Source organism: Pseudomonas sp. RL_5y_Pfl2_69, from assembly GCF_963970465.1.
Classification (GTDB): Bacteria; Pseudomonadota; Gammaproteobacteria; order Pseudomonadales; family Pseudomonadaceae; genus Aquipseudomonas.
Genome location: NZ_CAXAOU010000007.1, coordinates 130,262 through 143,916, shown reverse-complemented (window position 1 = coordinate 143,916; position 13,655 = coordinate 130,262). Strand labels below are relative to the sequence as shown.

Below are 13,655 nucleotides of genomic sequence, written 5' to 3'. Positions count from 1 at the left end.
ATGAGCGCCTATTTGCACTGTTTGTCACACACGCCGCTGGTGGGCTACGTCGACCCGGCCCCCGAAGTGCTGGCCGAAGTGGACAGCATGATCCGCGATGCCCGCGAGCGCATCGCCCGCTTCGACCCGCAGCTGATCGTGCTCCTGGGGCCCGATCACTACAACGGCTTTTTCTACGACGTCATGCCGCCCTTTTGCATTGGCATGGCCGCCGATGCCATTGGTGATTTCGATACCGCCGCCGGCCCTCTCGACGTACCCAAAGCCCTGGCCGAGGCCTGCGCCCAAGCCGTCATGGAGGCGGGTGTCGACACCGCCGTGTCCTACCGAATGCAAGTCGATCATGCCTTTGCCCAACCGCTGGAACTGTTGCTGGGCGGGTTGCGCACCTGCCCGGTGATTCCGGTCTTCATCAATTCGGTGGCCGTGCCCCTGCCCGGTTTCAAACGGGCACGACTGCTGGGCGAGGCCATCGGCCAGTGGGCCAGATCACTGGACCTGCGCGTGCTGTTCCTGGCGTCCGGAGGCCTGTCCCATCAGCCCCCGGTGCCAGAGCTGGCCAAGGTCGATGCCCGCATGGCCGACCGCTTGATGGGCAGCGGCCGCCAGTTGCCCGCCGAAGAACGCGCCGCACGCCAGCAACGGGTCATCCAGGCCGCCCGGCACTTCGTCGAAGACCAGAACACCCTGCATCCCCTAAATCCGGTCTGGGACCAACAGTTTCTCGACACGCTGGAGCAGGGCCGCTTGAGCGACCTCGATGCACTGGGCAATGACGCGCTGTCGGCGCTCGCCGGTAAATCGACCCACGAGGTGAAAACCTGGGTCGCCGCATTCGCCGCATTGTCCGCCTTTGGCCCCTACCAAACCGAAGGCCGCTACTACCGCCCGATTCCCGAATGGATTGCAGGCTTCGGCGCCCTTGGCGCGCAGCCGCTGACCCACCCCCTTTGAATTCAAGGAACACTACCATGACTGCCAGCGTATTCACTGAAGCCTCGACCAGCCGCTTTGCCCGCATCAAGGAAGGCGACCTGGACCTGCAATTGCACTACAACGACGTCGGCCAGGGTGCCGAGACCGTGGTCATGCTCCACGGCTCCGGGCCCGGCGCCAGCGGCTGGGCCAACTTCAACCGCAACATCGAACCGCTGGTGACTGCCGGTTACCGGGTGATCCTGCTCGATTGCCCGGGCTGGAGCAAAAGCGACCCGGTGGTGAGCGAAGGCTCACGCTCCAACCTCAATGCGTCGGCGCTCAAGGGCCTGCTCGATGTACTGGACCTTGACCGGGTGCACATCATCGGCAACTCGATGGGTGCCCACAGCACCGTGGCCTTCGCTCTGGAAAACCCCGAGCGCATCGGCAAACTGATCCTCATGGGCGGCGGCACCGGCGGCCCGAGCGCGTTTGTACCCCAGCCCACCGAAGGCATCAAGCTGATCGGTGCGCTGTACCGCGAGCCGACCATCGAGAACCTGAAGAAGATGATGAGCGTCTTCGTTTTCGACACCAGCAGCCTGACCGAAGAACTGTTCCAGACCCGGCTGGATAACCTCCTGGCGCGCCGCGACCACCTGGAAAACTTCGTCAAAAGCAGCACCCTCAATCCCAAGCAGTTCCCCGACTTCAGCCATCGCCTGCACGAAATCAGCGCCGAAACCCTGCTGGTCTGGGGGCGCGAAGACCGCTTTGTGCCGATGGACACCGGCTTGCGCCTGCTGGCAGGGCTGCCCAAGGCGCAGTTGCACGTGTTCAACCGCTGCGGCCACTGGGCGCAATGGGAACACGCCGACACCTTCAACCGCATGGTGCTGGACTTCCTGACCCACTGATGACCGAGATCGCCATGAACCCGACTCCCGAAACACTGGCCCAACTGGCCGCCGACCTGCGCCACGCCGAAACCCACGGCAGCGCCATCGCTCCCCTGCGCGAGCTGATCGGTGAAGACAACGCGACAGCCGCCTATACCATCCAGCAGCTCAATGTCGCCCACGGCGTCGCCAATGGACGCCGGGTAGTGGGCCGAAAAATCGGCCTGACCAACCCCAAGGTGCAGGCGCAGCTGGGCGTGGACCAACCGGACTTCGGCACCCTGTTCGCCGACATGTGCTACGGCGACAACCAGACCGTACCCATCGATCGCGTGTTGCAACCCAAGATCGAGGCGGAAATCGCCTTGATCCTCAAACATGACTTGCCCCACTCCGACACCACCTTCGACGAAGTCATGGCCGCCACCGGCTGGGTGGTCCCGGCCCTGGAAATCGTCGGCAGCCGCGTGCAGCAGTGGAACATCCGCTTTGTCGACACCGTGGCCGATAACGCCTCCAGCGGCTGCTACGTGCTCGGCGGCCCGGCCCGCAGCCTCGAGGGGCTGGACTTGCGCAATGCGGGCATGCGCATGACCCGCAATGGTGAAGAAGTGTCCAGTGGCAGCGGCGCGCAATGCCTGGGCCACCCGCTCAATGCCGCCGTGTGGCTGGCTTGCACCATGGCGCGCCTGGGCAATCCGCTGCAAGCGGGCGACATCATCCTGACCGGCGCACTGGGGCCGATGGTGGCCGTGGCCGCCGGTGATCGTTTCGACGCCCATATCGAAGGCATCGGCAGTGTCGGTGTGGACTTCTCGCAACACAGCAGCGCCGAGTAATCGGCGACTTGCGTGCAACTGAGGCAACAATAATGAACAAGAAACTCAAGGTCGCCATCATCGGCTCCGGCAATATCGGCACCGACCTGATGATCAAAATCCTGCGCAATGCCCGGCACCTGGAAATGGGCGCAATGGTCGGCATCGACCCGGCCTCCGACGGCCTGGCCCGTGCTGCCCGCATGGGTGTTGCAATCACCCACGAAGGGGTAGAAGGCCTGACGCGCATGGACGTGTTCAAGGACATCGACTTCGTGTTCGATGCCACCTCCGCCGGTGCCCATGTCAAGAACGACGCCTTTCTGCGGTCCATCAAACCCGGCATCCGCCTGATTGACCTCACCCCGGCCGCCATCGGTCCGTACTGTGTGCCGGTGGTCAACCTGGAACAGAACCTCGACCAGCTCAACGTCAACATGGTGACCTGCGGCGGGCAGGCGACCATTCCGATGGTCGCCGCCGTGTCCCGTGTGGCCAAGGTGCATTACGCCGAAATCGTCGCGTCGATTGCCAGCAAATCTGCCGGGCCGGGCACCCGCGCCAATATTGACGAGTTCACCGAAACCACCTCCAAGGCCATCGAAGTGATTGGCGGTGCAACCAAGGGCAAGGCGATCATCGTGATGAACCCGGCCGAGCCGCCGCTGATGATGCGCGACACCGTATTTGTGCTCAGCGAAGCGGCTGACCAGGCGCTGGTCGAAGCCTCTATCGTCGAGATGGCCGCCGCTGTAAACGCCTATGTGCCGGGCTATCGCCTCAAGCAGAGCGTGCAATTCGATGTAATCCCTGAAGACGCACCGCTCAACATTCCCGGACTGGGCAGGTTTTCCGGCCTCAAGACGTCGGTGTTTCTTGAAGTCGAAGGCGCCGCCCACTACCTGCCGGCCTACGCCGGAAATCTCGACATCATGACCTCCGCAGCCTTGGCCACCGCCGAGCGCATGGCGCTGTCGATGCTCAACGCCTGAGGGGAAAACCATGAACGGTAAAAAGATCTACATCAGCGACGTCACCCTGCGCGACGGCAGCCACGCGGTACGCCACCAGTACTCGTTGCAGAACGTGCAAGACATCGCCCGCGCCCTGGACAAGGCCCGCGTCGACGCCATCGAAGTGGCCCACGGCGACGGTCTGCAAGGTTCTAGTTTCAACTACGGCTTTGCCTCCCATACCGATCTGGAATGGATCGAAGCGGCGGCGGACGTGATCAGCCACGCAAAAATCACCACCCTGCTGCTACCCGGCATCGGCACGGTTCACGACCTCAAGGCCGCGTACAACGCCGGGGCCCGGGTGGTGCGCATTGCCACCCATTGCACCGAAGCCGACGTATCGAAGCAGCACATCGAATACGCCCGTGAACTGGGCATGGACACCGTGGGCTTCCTGATGATGAGCCACATGATCCCGGCCGAGCAGCTGGCGGCCCAGGCCAAACTGATGGAGAGCTACGGCGCGACCTGCGTGTACATGGCCGACTCGGGCGGCGCGATGAACATGCAGGACATTCGCGATCGCTTCCGCGCGTTCAAGGCCGTGCTCAAGCCTGAAACCGAAACCGGCATGCATGCCCACCACAACCTGTCGCTGGGCGTGGCCAACTCGATTACAGCGGTGGAAGAAGGCTGCGACCGGATCGATGCCAGCCTCGCAGGCATGGGGGCCGGGGCCGGCAATGCCCCGCTGGAAGTGTTTATCGCCGCCGCCGAGCGCCTGGGCTGGAACCACGGCACAGACCTTTACACGCTGATGGATGCCGCGGATGACATCGTCCGACCGTTGCAGGATCGCCCGGTGCGGGTTGACCGCGAGACCTTGGCGCTGGGTTATGCCGGGGTGTATTCGAGCTTCTTGCGCCACGCCGAAATCGCTGCGGCCAAGTACGGCCTCAAGACCCTGGACATCCTGGTTGAACTGGGCAAGCGGCGGATGGTGGGCGGTCAGGAAGATATGATCGTCGACGTGGCGCTGGACCTGCTCAAACGCTAAGGCCTTCTTTACCCCCTTGTGGGGGCGGGCTTGCTCGCGATGCAGGCAACGCGGTTTACCTGACGAACCGCATTTATCCGATCGCGAGCAAGCCCGCTCCCACAGAAACAGGGGTTATCGCTGCTTCATCCATAACAACAATAAAACGGGTACAGCCCATGACTTCACTCAATCTGCAAATGGCCCGCACCATCGGCCTGTGTTTTCTCGTTGCCCTCATGGAAGGCCTCGATCTACAGGCCGCAGGGATCGCTGCTCAAGGCATGGCTGCCGCGTTCGAACTGGATAAATTACACATGAGCTGGGTGTTCAGCGCCGGCATTTTCGGCCTGTTGCCCGGTGCGTTCGCGGGTGGATGGCTGGCTGACCGCATTGGCCGTAAACGCGTGCTGATGGCCTCGGTGGGGCTGTTCGGGGTGTTCTCCCTTGCCACCGCACTGGCCTGGGACTTTAACAGCCTGCTGGTCGCACGCTGCCTCACCGGCGTTGGCCTTGGTGCCGCCCTGCCCAACCTGATCGCCCTCACCAGCGAAGTGGCTGGTCCGCGCTTGCGCGGTACGGCGGTAAGCCTGATGTATTGCGGCGTGCCGTTGGGCGCCGCGCTGGCCGCCCTGATCGGCATCGCCGACCTGGCCGGTGGCTGGCAAGTGGTGTTCTACGTCGGTGGCGTGGTGCCGCTGTTGATCGTGCCGCTGCTGGGGCTCTACCTTCCCGAATCACAGCAGTTTCGCAACGTTCAGGGCGAGGCGCCCATCGGTGTGGTTCAGGGTTTGTTTCGCGAGGGCGCGGCACTGCCGACTGCGCTGATCTGGATCAGCTATTTCTTTACCCTGATGGTGGTCTACATCCTGATCAACTGGCTGCCCAGCCTGGTGATCGGCCAGGGTTTCACCGGGCGCCAGGCCAGCTGGGTGATGCTTGCCCTGCAAATTGGCGCAGCGGTCGGCACCCTGTTTCTGGGCTGGGTCATGGACCGCCTGCCCGCCTGGGCCCTGTCGGCACTGATCTATGTGGGCATCCTGGTGTCACTGACCGCCCTTGGGTTGGCGAGCCATCTGCCGGCCATGCTGGCGGCGGGCTTTATTGCCGGTTTTTTTGCCACTGGAGGCCAATGCGTGCTCTACGCCCTGGCACCGCATTTCTATCGCCCCTCGATACGCGCCACAGGCGTAGGCAGCGCGGTGGCCATCGGTCGCCTCGGAGCCATGAGCGGCCCCTTGGTGGCCGGCAAGATGCTCGCGCTGGGCACCGGCACCGCCGGGGTGATGCTGGCATCGGCGCCAGGCATCGTGATTGCGGCCGTGGCCATGTTTTACCTGTCGGTGCGGCGCAACGCAGCAGCACCCGACTGACAACCTGCGCGCCGAAAGGCGCGCAGTGCTCCACCCCCCATAACAATAAAAGTGAACCTGCCATGCTCAAGACTGTTCTTCGGGCGCTCAGCGCCTGCACCTGCGTTTTATCCATGGGACCTGCGTTGGCCAGCGGCTTTGTCGATGACAGCCACGCGGACCTGGTGATGCGCAACTATTACTTCGATCGCAACTACGTCAATGCAACGCCCCAGGCGGCTGCCCGGGAATGGGCACAGGGGTTTATCCTCAACCTGCGCTCGGGCTACACCGAAGGGCCGGTCGGGTTTGGCCTGGACGCCCAGGGCTTGCTCGGTGTGCGCCTGGACTCCTCACGCGCACGCACCGGCACCGGCCTGCTGCCCTACAACGCCACCACCCGCGAACCTGCCGATGAGTACTCGGAGCTGGGGCTGACAGCCAAGGCCCGCTTCTCGAAAAGCGAGCTGCAACTGGGCACCATCAGCACCTTTTTGCCGATCGCATTCGCCAGCCCTACCCGCCTGTTGCCGCAAACGTTTCGCGGCGCGTATCTGAAGTCCCAGGAAATTGATCAACTGACGCTGCACGTCGGCTGGCTGGACCGTATCAACCTGCGCGACTCAACCGACTACCAGAAAATGTCGGTCGGCTCCCCCAACGGCCGCTTCAATGGTGCTGCGGAGTCGAACCGCTTCATGTTTATCGGCGGTGACTACGCCTGGTCACCGCACCTGACCCTCAAGTACTACCACGCTGAACTGGCGCAGCTGTACCGCAAGGATTTTTACGGCTTTGTCGACAATCGCCCGATGGGCCCCGGCAGCCTGAAAAGTGATTTTCGTTTGTTTATCACTGGCGAAGACGGCGCAGCCAAAGCCGGGACGGTGGACAACCGCAATGCGGCACTGATGCTGACCTACAGCCTGGGCGCCCATAAATTTGGCGCCGGTTACATGCAACTGACCGGCAAGACCGGCATGCCGTATCTGTTTGGCACCGAACCGCTGGTGATCACCGAAGGCACCCTGAGTTCGGAGTTCCTCAACCCCAAGGAACGCAGCTGGCAGGTGCGCTATGACTACAACTTTGCCGGGATGGGCGCGCCGGGCCTCAACGGCATGCTGCGCTACGTGAGTGGCGACAATATCGAGCTGGCCCGGTTCGGCGGCTCGAACCTGAGCGAGAGCGAAAAGGACATCGAGGTCTCTTACGTGCTGCAGAGCGGACCGCTCAAGGACCTCTCCCTGCGGTTGCGCAACGCCTGGTACCGCAATGATTTCACGGCACAGGCCAGCCACCGGGATGACAACGAGTTGCGGGTCAATATCGATTACACCTGGAAGCTGTGGTGACGATTTACGACAACAATTGCGACATGGGCTGGCTGAGCAGGCAGGACTTTAGATAAGCTCTGCCACCCCCATCAGCAACCAGCGGTAAGCGCATGATTGAAGTCACCGAGGTTTCCATAGCCCAACTGCGCGCCGCGCTCGAATCCGGCCAAACCACGGCGGTCGAGCTGGTGCAGGCCTATCTCGCACGGATCGACGCCTACGACACCCCGAACACTCCCACCGCGCTCAATGCGGTGGTGGTGCGCAACCCGCAGGTGCTGACCGAGGCCCAAGCATCCGACGCCCGCCGGGCCAAAGGCCAGACCCTTGGCCCGCTGGATGGCATCCCCTACACCGCCAAGGACAGTTACCTGGTCAAGGGCCTGACGGCGGCGTCGGGCAGCCCGGCCTTCAAGGACCTGGTGGCGTACCGCGATGCGTTCACCATTGAACGCCTGCGCGCCGCCGGTGCCATCTGCCTGGGCAAGACCAACATGCCACCCATGGCCAACGGCGGGATGCAGCGCGGTGTTTATGGCCGTGCCGAAAGCCCGTACAACGCTGACTACCTCACGGCCCCCTTCGCTTCCGGTTCGTCCAACGGCGCAGGTACTGCCACGGCGGCCAGCTTCTCGGCATTCGGCCTGGCGGAAGAAACCTGGTCGAGCGGACGCGGCCCGGCTTCCAACAATGGTTTGTGTGCCTACACCCCGTCACGGGGTGTGATCTCGGTGCGCGGCAACTGGCCACTGACACCGACCATGGACGTGGTGGTGCCGTTTGCCCGAACCATGGGTGATCTTCTGGAAGTGCTCGATGTGGTGGTGGCTGAAGACCCGGACACCCGCGGCGATTTGTGGCGCCTGCAACCCTGGGTGCCCATCCCGAGTGTCGCTTCGGTGCGTCCGGCTTCTTATGCCGAGCTCAATGCCAATGGCGCCGCACTGGCGGGCAAACGCTTTGGTGTGCCGCGCATGTACATCAATGCCGACCCTGAGGCCGGCACCAGCGAGTCACCGGGTATTGGCGGCCCTACGGGGCAGCGCATCATCACCCGCGCCTCGGTCATTGACCTGTGGCAAGCCGCGCGCAAGGCCATCGAAGCCCAGGGCGGCGAAGTGATCGAAGTCGACTTCCCGCTGGTATCCAACTGCGAAGGCGACCGCCCTGGTGCCCCGACAGTGTTTACCCGCGGGCTGGTGTCCAAAGCGTTTTTGCATGATGAGTTGTGGGAGCTGTCGGCCTGGGCGTTTGACGACTTCCTGCGGGCCAACGGCGATCCAAAACTGAACCGGTTGGCCGATGTCGATGGCCCGCAGATTTTCCCTCACGACCCGGGCACCTTGCCCAATCGCGAAGACGAACTGGCGGCGGGCATGGACGAATACGTGCGCATGGCCGAGCGCGGGATTACCCCGTGGGACCAGATCAGCACCGTTCCGGACGGCCTGCGCGGTCTTGAGCAGACGCGTCGAATCGACCTGGAAGACTGGATGGACCGGTTGGGGCTTGATGCCGTGCTGTTCCCGACTGTGGCCGACGTGGGTCCGGCGGATGCGGATGTCAATCCGGCCTCGGCGGACATCGCCTGGAGCAATGGCGTGTGGGTGGCCAACGGCAACCTGGCGATTCGGCATTTGGGCGTGCCGACGGTTACGGTGCCAATGGGCGTGATGGCGGATATCGGCATGCCGGTGGGGCTGACTTTTGCGGGCCGTGCGTATGACGATTCGGCGTTACTGCGTTTTGCATCGGCGTTTGAGGCAACGGGCTCCAAGCGAGTGATCCCGCCGCGTACACCGCCGTTGTCGGGTCGTTAACAGGAGGATCTCGTCAGCGGTTGTAAATCCGGAATTAACCGTGGAAGCTGATCTTACGACTGCTTCGCAGCCGATCGCAGCCTCGCACGGCTCGTCAGCTGCTACGGATTTTGTCACCCATCACGGGTGTACCGCGTGTAGCAGTTGACGAGTAGAACGAGGCTACGTTCGAGCGCGAAGCGGTCGCAAAACCGGTACACGCGGTATGCCTGATTAACCGTGGATGCTGATTTTACGACTGCTTCGCAGCCGATCGCAGCCTCGCACGGCTCGTCAGAGACTACAGTTCGCCATCTACCCTTGTAGTCGCTGACGAGTAGAACGAGGCTGCGATCGAGCGCGAAGCGATCGCAAAACCGGTACACGCGGTATGCCTGATCAACCGTGGAAGCTGACCTTACGACTGCTTCGCAGCCGATCGCAGCCTCGCACGGCTCGTCAGCGACTACAGTTCGCCACCTACCCCTTGTAGTCGCTGACGAGTAGTACGAGGCTGCGATCGATCGCAAAGCGGTCGCAAAACCGGTAAACACGGTAAGCCTGATTAACCGTGAACGCTGATTTTACGACTGCTTCGCAGCCATCGCCGTCACTTCTACCCGCATCCCTTCAACCGCCAACGAGGCTACTCCCACCGCCGCACGCACCGGCCACGGCTTGGAAAAAAATCGTTTGTAGACTTCATTAAACGCCGCACGATCGGCCATGTCGGTCAGGTAGATAGTCAGGTGCAACACCCGGTCCATCGAACTGCCCGCCTTCTCCAGCGCTACCTTGAGCGCCTGCAGGGTGCATTCGCTCTGCTCGACAATCCCGCCCAGCTCAAGGCTGCCGTCAGCACGGGTCGGGATCTGGGTGGACATCAGGATGCCGCCAAAACCGGCAACATCCGATGAGATGGAGTCAGCATCAGGATCGGGAACAAACGTCAGGTCGTGATTACTCATGGGAGTCTCTTGTTTGAGTCAAACAAGGATTGTCGCGTGTGCCAGCACCGCCGACAACCCTTGCCAGGATCACACTCCCCCCGACGCTACAACGGCCCGGGCTCCACACCCTTGAAGCTCAACCCCTGGCTATCGCTCACTTGCCAGGGATTGGTCCCGCCCGTATCGGTAAACACCACCTCTGCAAACTGCGAGTCTTTCAAGCCGTCAATCCGCGCTTTGGCCGGGCCGCTGAAACGCACTCGCTCGAAGACCAGCCCTTGGTGGTAAGCGTTGTTTTTACTGTCGCCCTTGACCTCGATAGCCGCTCCCCGGGCGTTCTCGACACTCACGTCGGTGACGCGAATATCCCGGAACTGCCCCGGCACCGTCGAGCGCCGGTAGTCGAGCTTGGCGTTCGGGTCGTTGTAGTCGAGGGTGAAAATAAACGCCTGCTTGACGGTGTTGCGAATCGCAGAATCGCGGAAGGTGACGTTGCGCGCACCGCCATCCATGAAGTTGGTGCTCTTCATGCGCAGCCCCGCATCGGTGCCGTCCGAGACGTTGTCTTCTGCAAGGATGTTTTGAATCCAGGCGCCGGTATGGCTGCCCGCAACGACCATGCCGTGGCCCTTGCGGAAGAAGTTGTTGAAAATCCAGGCATCTTCCTGGGGCTTCTGATGCACCGCATCGGCCCCGGTGCCCGCGGCGAAGTTGACGCAGTCATCACCGGTGTCGAAAAAGTTGTTGAACACCATGGCGCCCTTGCTGTTCGCAAACTCGATGCCATCCCCATTGTTGGCGTCGTAGGTCTTGTGCGTGGTGTTGGCCAGCACCACGTTTTCGGTCTCCAGGTTCATGATCCCGTGGTAGGCCGGATTGAGCACGGTGAAGCCGCCATAAAACACATTCTTCACGTCACGCAAGGTGATCAATGAGGAACGCATCTGCCCATACGCATCCTTGACGTTCATGCCGCGAGCAACGGCTTGCTCCACCTGGGCCTTGGCCAAAACGCCGTCCAGCATGTAGCGGGTGTTATCGCTGGGCAGGTAGAACGGCAGCGCCTGACCCGTCTCGTCCAGCACATCGGCCTGGCGCTTCCAGCCATTGCCGTCGATGGTGCCCGGGCCGACGATGCGAATATTCTCGAAGCGCTGGTGCTGCTTCGGATCTCTGGGCAACGCGTTGATCAATGACGCCGGCCGCACAGTGGTGGAATACGGATACTGGATATAACCCGCCAGCGGATAGTCTTCGGCCCGCTCGGAGCCCAGCAACGTGGCACCTTCAGCCATTTGCAGGGTCATGTTGCTCTTGAGGTAAAGCGCCCCGCTTTTGTAGATGCCCTTGGGCAGCAGCACTTTGCAGCCGACGGTACAGGCGTCGATGGCGCTCTGGATGGCCTGCGTATCGAGGCTGCTGCCGTCACCCCTGGCGCCGTACTGCTTGACGTCAAAGACCACAGGCACAGGGGTGGTGCGTTGCTCCACGGCCGGGCTGTCGACCGATTCCTGGCCATCAGCCCCTACCGAGCGCACGGTAAAACGGTACGGGGTGTCCGGCTTGAGGCCCTGTGCGGTGTAGCTGTGGATGCCGATGCGGTGGTGAAAGTTGGCCTTGTCCTGCTCGTAGAAGCGGTTGATGTAAGGCTTGGCGGGCGATACCCGGTCGTTGTTGGCGTTGCTGCTGCCCAGCAGCACGCCGTTGGCGTAAACCCGGTAATCCTTGACCGCAGCATGGTCTGCCGGTTTTTCCCAGACCAGAATGATCTCCTGATCATCAAAGGCCAGGGTCGGCACTTGCACCTTCACTGGCGCCTGCAACGCGGCCCACAGCGGCAGGCTGAACCCCAGCGCCAGGGTGGCCACCGCCGACCGGGTCAGCACCCGCCTGGGTAAAGCAGTCGTCGTGTTTTGATCCAACATGTTGTCTTCCTTATTGTTGTGAATCGTCACGCCAGAGCCGTTTAAGCCGATGCCTGACTGAAATCGCGACTGGCCTGCACCAGCATTTGGGTATAGGCGTGGACCGCCGAGTCCTGACTCAGGGCCTTGCTGTCCAGTAGTTCAACGATCTTGCCCTGCTGCATCACGGCCACCCGATCACACAGATGCGTCACCACCCCCAGGTCGTGGGTCACCATCAAGTACGTGAGTTTTTCCCGTTCACGCAGGTCCGTGAGCAGGTTGAGGATTTCGGCTTGCACCGAAACATCCAGGGCCGAGGTCGGCTCATCCAGCAGCAGCACCCGTGGCTCCAGAATCAGGGCCCGGGCAATGGCCACCCGCTGACGCTGACCACCGGACAGTTGATGGGGATAGCGATAACGGAAACTGTCATTCAGACCGACCTTGAGCAGGATTTCATTGATCCGGTCATCCTTGTCCCCTACCCCGTGAATGATCAGCGGCTCGCGCAGGGCGGTGTCGATGGTGTGGCGCGGATGCAGGGAGCCGTAGGGGTCCTGGAAGACCATCTGCACCTTGCGAAAATGCTCCTTGGACAATTTGTGCTGCAACGGCACGCCAGCAATGCTCAGCTCGCCACTCCAGTGCCGGTACTGGCCGGCCAGGCAGCGCAGGACCGTGGTCTTGCCCGAGCCGGACTCCCCCACCAGACCAAAGGATTCGCCATCGGCGACACTCAGATTGACATCCTGCAACACGTGGTTATGAGCCGCGCCTGCACCAAAGCTCAGGTTCAGCGAACGGGCTTGAATCATGGACATGACGGGTTTCCTCAGTGGGTCAGCCAAAGCGGGTCACGCTGCAGCACCGGCAGGCGCACACGGCGATTATCCATGCTGGGCAGCGCAGCCAGCAGGCCACGGGTATAGGGGTGCTGGGCATTTTGCAGGTCGCAGGCAGCAAGAGACTCCACCACCCGCCCGGCATACATCACCAGCACACGGTCGCAGTAGTTGCGCACCAGATTCAGGTCGTGGCTGACAAAGATCAGCCCCATCTCCTGCTCCTCGACCAACTCCTCGAGCACGCTGAGTACCTGCTGGCGAACGGAAACATCAAGGGCAGAAGTCGGCTCGTCGGCGATGATCACTTCCGGTCGCGTGATGACCATCATCGCGATCATGATGCGTTGCCCCATGCCCCCGGACACTTCGTGGGGGTACAGGCCGTAGACCCTTTTTGGATCGCGGATATGCACTTTTTCGAGCATTTCCATGACCCGTTCCCGGGCCTCGCTGCGGCTGGCCTTGTGATGGGCCAGGTAGGCTTCGGCGATCTGGTCGCCGACCTTGACCACCGGGTTCAACGAGTACTTGGGGTCTTGCATGACCATGGAAATGCGCTGCCCGCGAATCTTCTGCATAGCCTTTTCACTGGCACTGAGCAGGTCGACTTCGCAAAATTGCAGGGTGTTGGCGGTGATCCGGGTGCTGCTCGGGTGCAACTTGAGCAGGCTGCGCCCGACCGTCGACTTGCCCGAACCGGACTCGCCGACAATGGCCAGCTTTTCCCGACCCAGGGTGAAGGACACATCGCGCACGGCATGGGTTTCTTTCTGGCCGTTGACGAAGCGCACATTGAGCCCTTCGACGACCAGTTTATGGGTGGACACGGTATTCGCAG

12 protein-coding genes are annotated in these 13,655 nt (G+C 62.1%); 8 read left to right on the top strand and 4 right to left on the bottom strand.

Annotation, left to right across the window (positions count from 1 at the left end; genetic code table 11):
- The 8 genes from mhpB (at window position 1) to AACY07_RS14005 (ending at window position 9,136) form a co-directional block, all read left to right on the top strand.
- Complete coding sequence (gene mhpB / locus AACY07_RS14040) at window positions 1-954, top strand: 3-carboxyethylcatechol 2,3-dioxygenase (protein WP_339475378.1); 954 nt, start codon at window positions 1-3, stop codon at window positions 952-954.
- A gap of 17 nt (window positions 955-971) precedes the next feature.
- Entirely contained in the window at window positions 972-1,835 is an 864-nt protein-coding gene (locus AACY07_RS14035; RefSeq protein WP_019829307.1) for an alpha/beta fold hydrolase, read from the top strand.
- 14 nt (window positions 1,836-1,849) lie between these two features.
- Entirely contained in the window at window positions 1,850-2,656 is an 807-nt protein-coding gene (mhpD, locus tag AACY07_RS14030) for a 2-keto-4-pentenoate hydratase (RefSeq protein WP_339475550.1), read from the top strand.
- Between the two features lie 32 nt (window positions 2,657-2,688).
- The gene (locus AACY07_RS14025; RefSeq protein WP_339475374.1) at window positions 2,689-3,627 is read left to right on the top strand and encodes an acetaldehyde dehydrogenase (acetylating); all 939 of its coding nucleotides are present in this window, start codon (window positions 2,689-2,691) and stop codon (window positions 3,625-3,627) included.
- Window positions 3,628-3,637: 10 nt separating this feature from the next.
- Window positions 3,638-4,648, top strand: a complete 1,011-nt coding sequence (dmpG, locus tag AACY07_RS14020; RefSeq protein WP_046808984.1) for a 4-hydroxy-2-oxovalerate aldolase — start codon at window positions 3,638-3,640, stop codon at window positions 4,646-4,648.
- Between the two features lie 158 nt (window positions 4,649-4,806).
- Window positions 4,807-6,000, top strand: a complete 1,194-nt coding sequence (mhpT, locus tag AACY07_RS14015) for a 3-(3-hydroxy-phenyl)propionate transporter MhpT (RefSeq protein WP_339475371.1) — start codon at window positions 4,807-4,809, stop codon at window positions 5,998-6,000.
- A gap of 62 nt (window positions 6,001-6,062) precedes the next feature.
- Window positions 6,063-7,334, top strand: a complete 1,272-nt coding sequence (locus tag AACY07_RS14010) for an OprD family porin (protein WP_339475369.1) — start codon at window positions 6,063-6,065, stop codon at window positions 7,332-7,334.
- Between the two features lie 92 nt (window positions 7,335-7,426).
- Window positions 7,427-9,136 (top strand): amidase, encoded by a 1,710-nt coding sequence (locus tag AACY07_RS14005; protein ID WP_339475367.1) that lies wholly within the window; start codon window positions 7,427-7,429, stop codon window positions 9,134-9,136.
- A 563-nt stretch (window positions 9,137-9,699) separates the two neighbouring features.
- Here the strand turns inward: AACY07_RS14005 and AACY07_RS14000 are convergent.
- The 4 genes from AACY07_RS14000 to AACY07_RS13985 form a co-directional block, all read right to left on the bottom strand.
- The gene (locus tag AACY07_RS14000) at window positions 9,700-10,083 is read right to left on the bottom strand and encodes a RidA family protein (RefSeq protein WP_339475365.1); all 384 of its coding nucleotides are present in this window, start codon (window positions 10,081-10,083) and stop codon (window positions 9,700-9,702) included.
- 86 nt (window positions 10,084-10,169) lie between these two features.
- On the bottom strand, window positions 10,170-11,990 hold the full coding sequence (locus AACY07_RS13995) for a glycoside hydrolase family 28 protein (RefSeq protein WP_339475363.1): 1,821 nt from the start codon (window positions 11,988-11,990) through the stop codon (window positions 10,170-10,172).
- Window positions 11,991-12,031: 41 nt separating this feature from the next.
- Window positions 12,032-12,793: an ABC transporter ATP-binding protein gene (locus AACY07_RS13990; protein WP_019829298.1), complete on the bottom strand. Its 762-nt coding sequence runs from the start codon at window positions 12,791-12,793 to the stop codon at window positions 12,032-12,034.
- Window positions 12,794-12,804: 11 nt separating this feature from the next.
- Window positions 12,805-13,644, bottom strand: coding sequence for an ABC transporter ATP-binding protein (locus tag AACY07_RS13985; protein ID WP_046808990.1), 840 nt, complete (start codon window positions 13,642-13,644; stop codon window positions 12,805-12,807).
- Between the last annotated feature and the right edge of the window lie 11 nt (window positions 13,645-13,655).

Bases quoted from the DNA above. Each gene is read 5' to 3' on its own strand.
- mhpB (WP_339475378.1), top strand. From the start codon at position 1: ATGAGCGCCTATTTGCACTGTTTGTCACACACGCCGCTGGTGGGCTAC.
- AACY07_RS14035 (WP_019829307.1), top strand. From the start codon at position 972: ATGACTGCCAGCGTATTCACTGAAGCCTCGACCAGCCGCTTTGCCCGC.
- mhpD (WP_339475550.1), top strand. From the start codon at position 1,850: ATGAACCCGACTCCCGAAACACTGGCCCAACTGGCCGCCGACCTGCGC.
- AACY07_RS14025 (WP_339475374.1), top strand. From the start codon at position 2,689: ATGAACAAGAAACTCAAGGTCGCCATCATCGGCTCCGGCAATATCGGC.
- dmpG (WP_046808984.1), top strand. From the start codon at position 3,638: ATGAACGGTAAAAAGATCTACATCAGCGACGTCACCCTGCGCGACGGC.
- mhpT (WP_339475371.1), top strand. From the start codon at position 4,807: ATGACTTCACTCAATCTGCAAATGGCCCGCACCATCGGCCTGTGTTTT.
- AACY07_RS14010 (WP_339475369.1), top strand. From the start codon at position 6,063: ATGCTCAAGACTGTTCTTCGGGCGCTCAGCGCCTGCACCTGCGTTTTA.
- AACY07_RS14005 (WP_339475367.1), top strand. From the start codon at position 7,427: ATGATTGAAGTCACCGAGGTTTCCATAGCCCAACTGCGCGCCGCGCTC.
- AACY07_RS14000 (WP_339475365.1), bottom strand. From the start codon at position 10,083: ATGAGTAATCACGACCTGACGTTTGTTCCCGATCCTGATGCTGACTCC.
- AACY07_RS13995 (WP_339475363.1), bottom strand. From the start codon at position 11,990: ATGTTGGATCAAAACACGACGACTGCTTTACCCAGGCGGGTGCTGACC.
- AACY07_RS13990 (WP_019829298.1), bottom strand. From the start codon at position 12,793: ATGTCCATGATTCAAGCCCGTTCGCTGAACCTGAGCTTTGGTGCAGGC.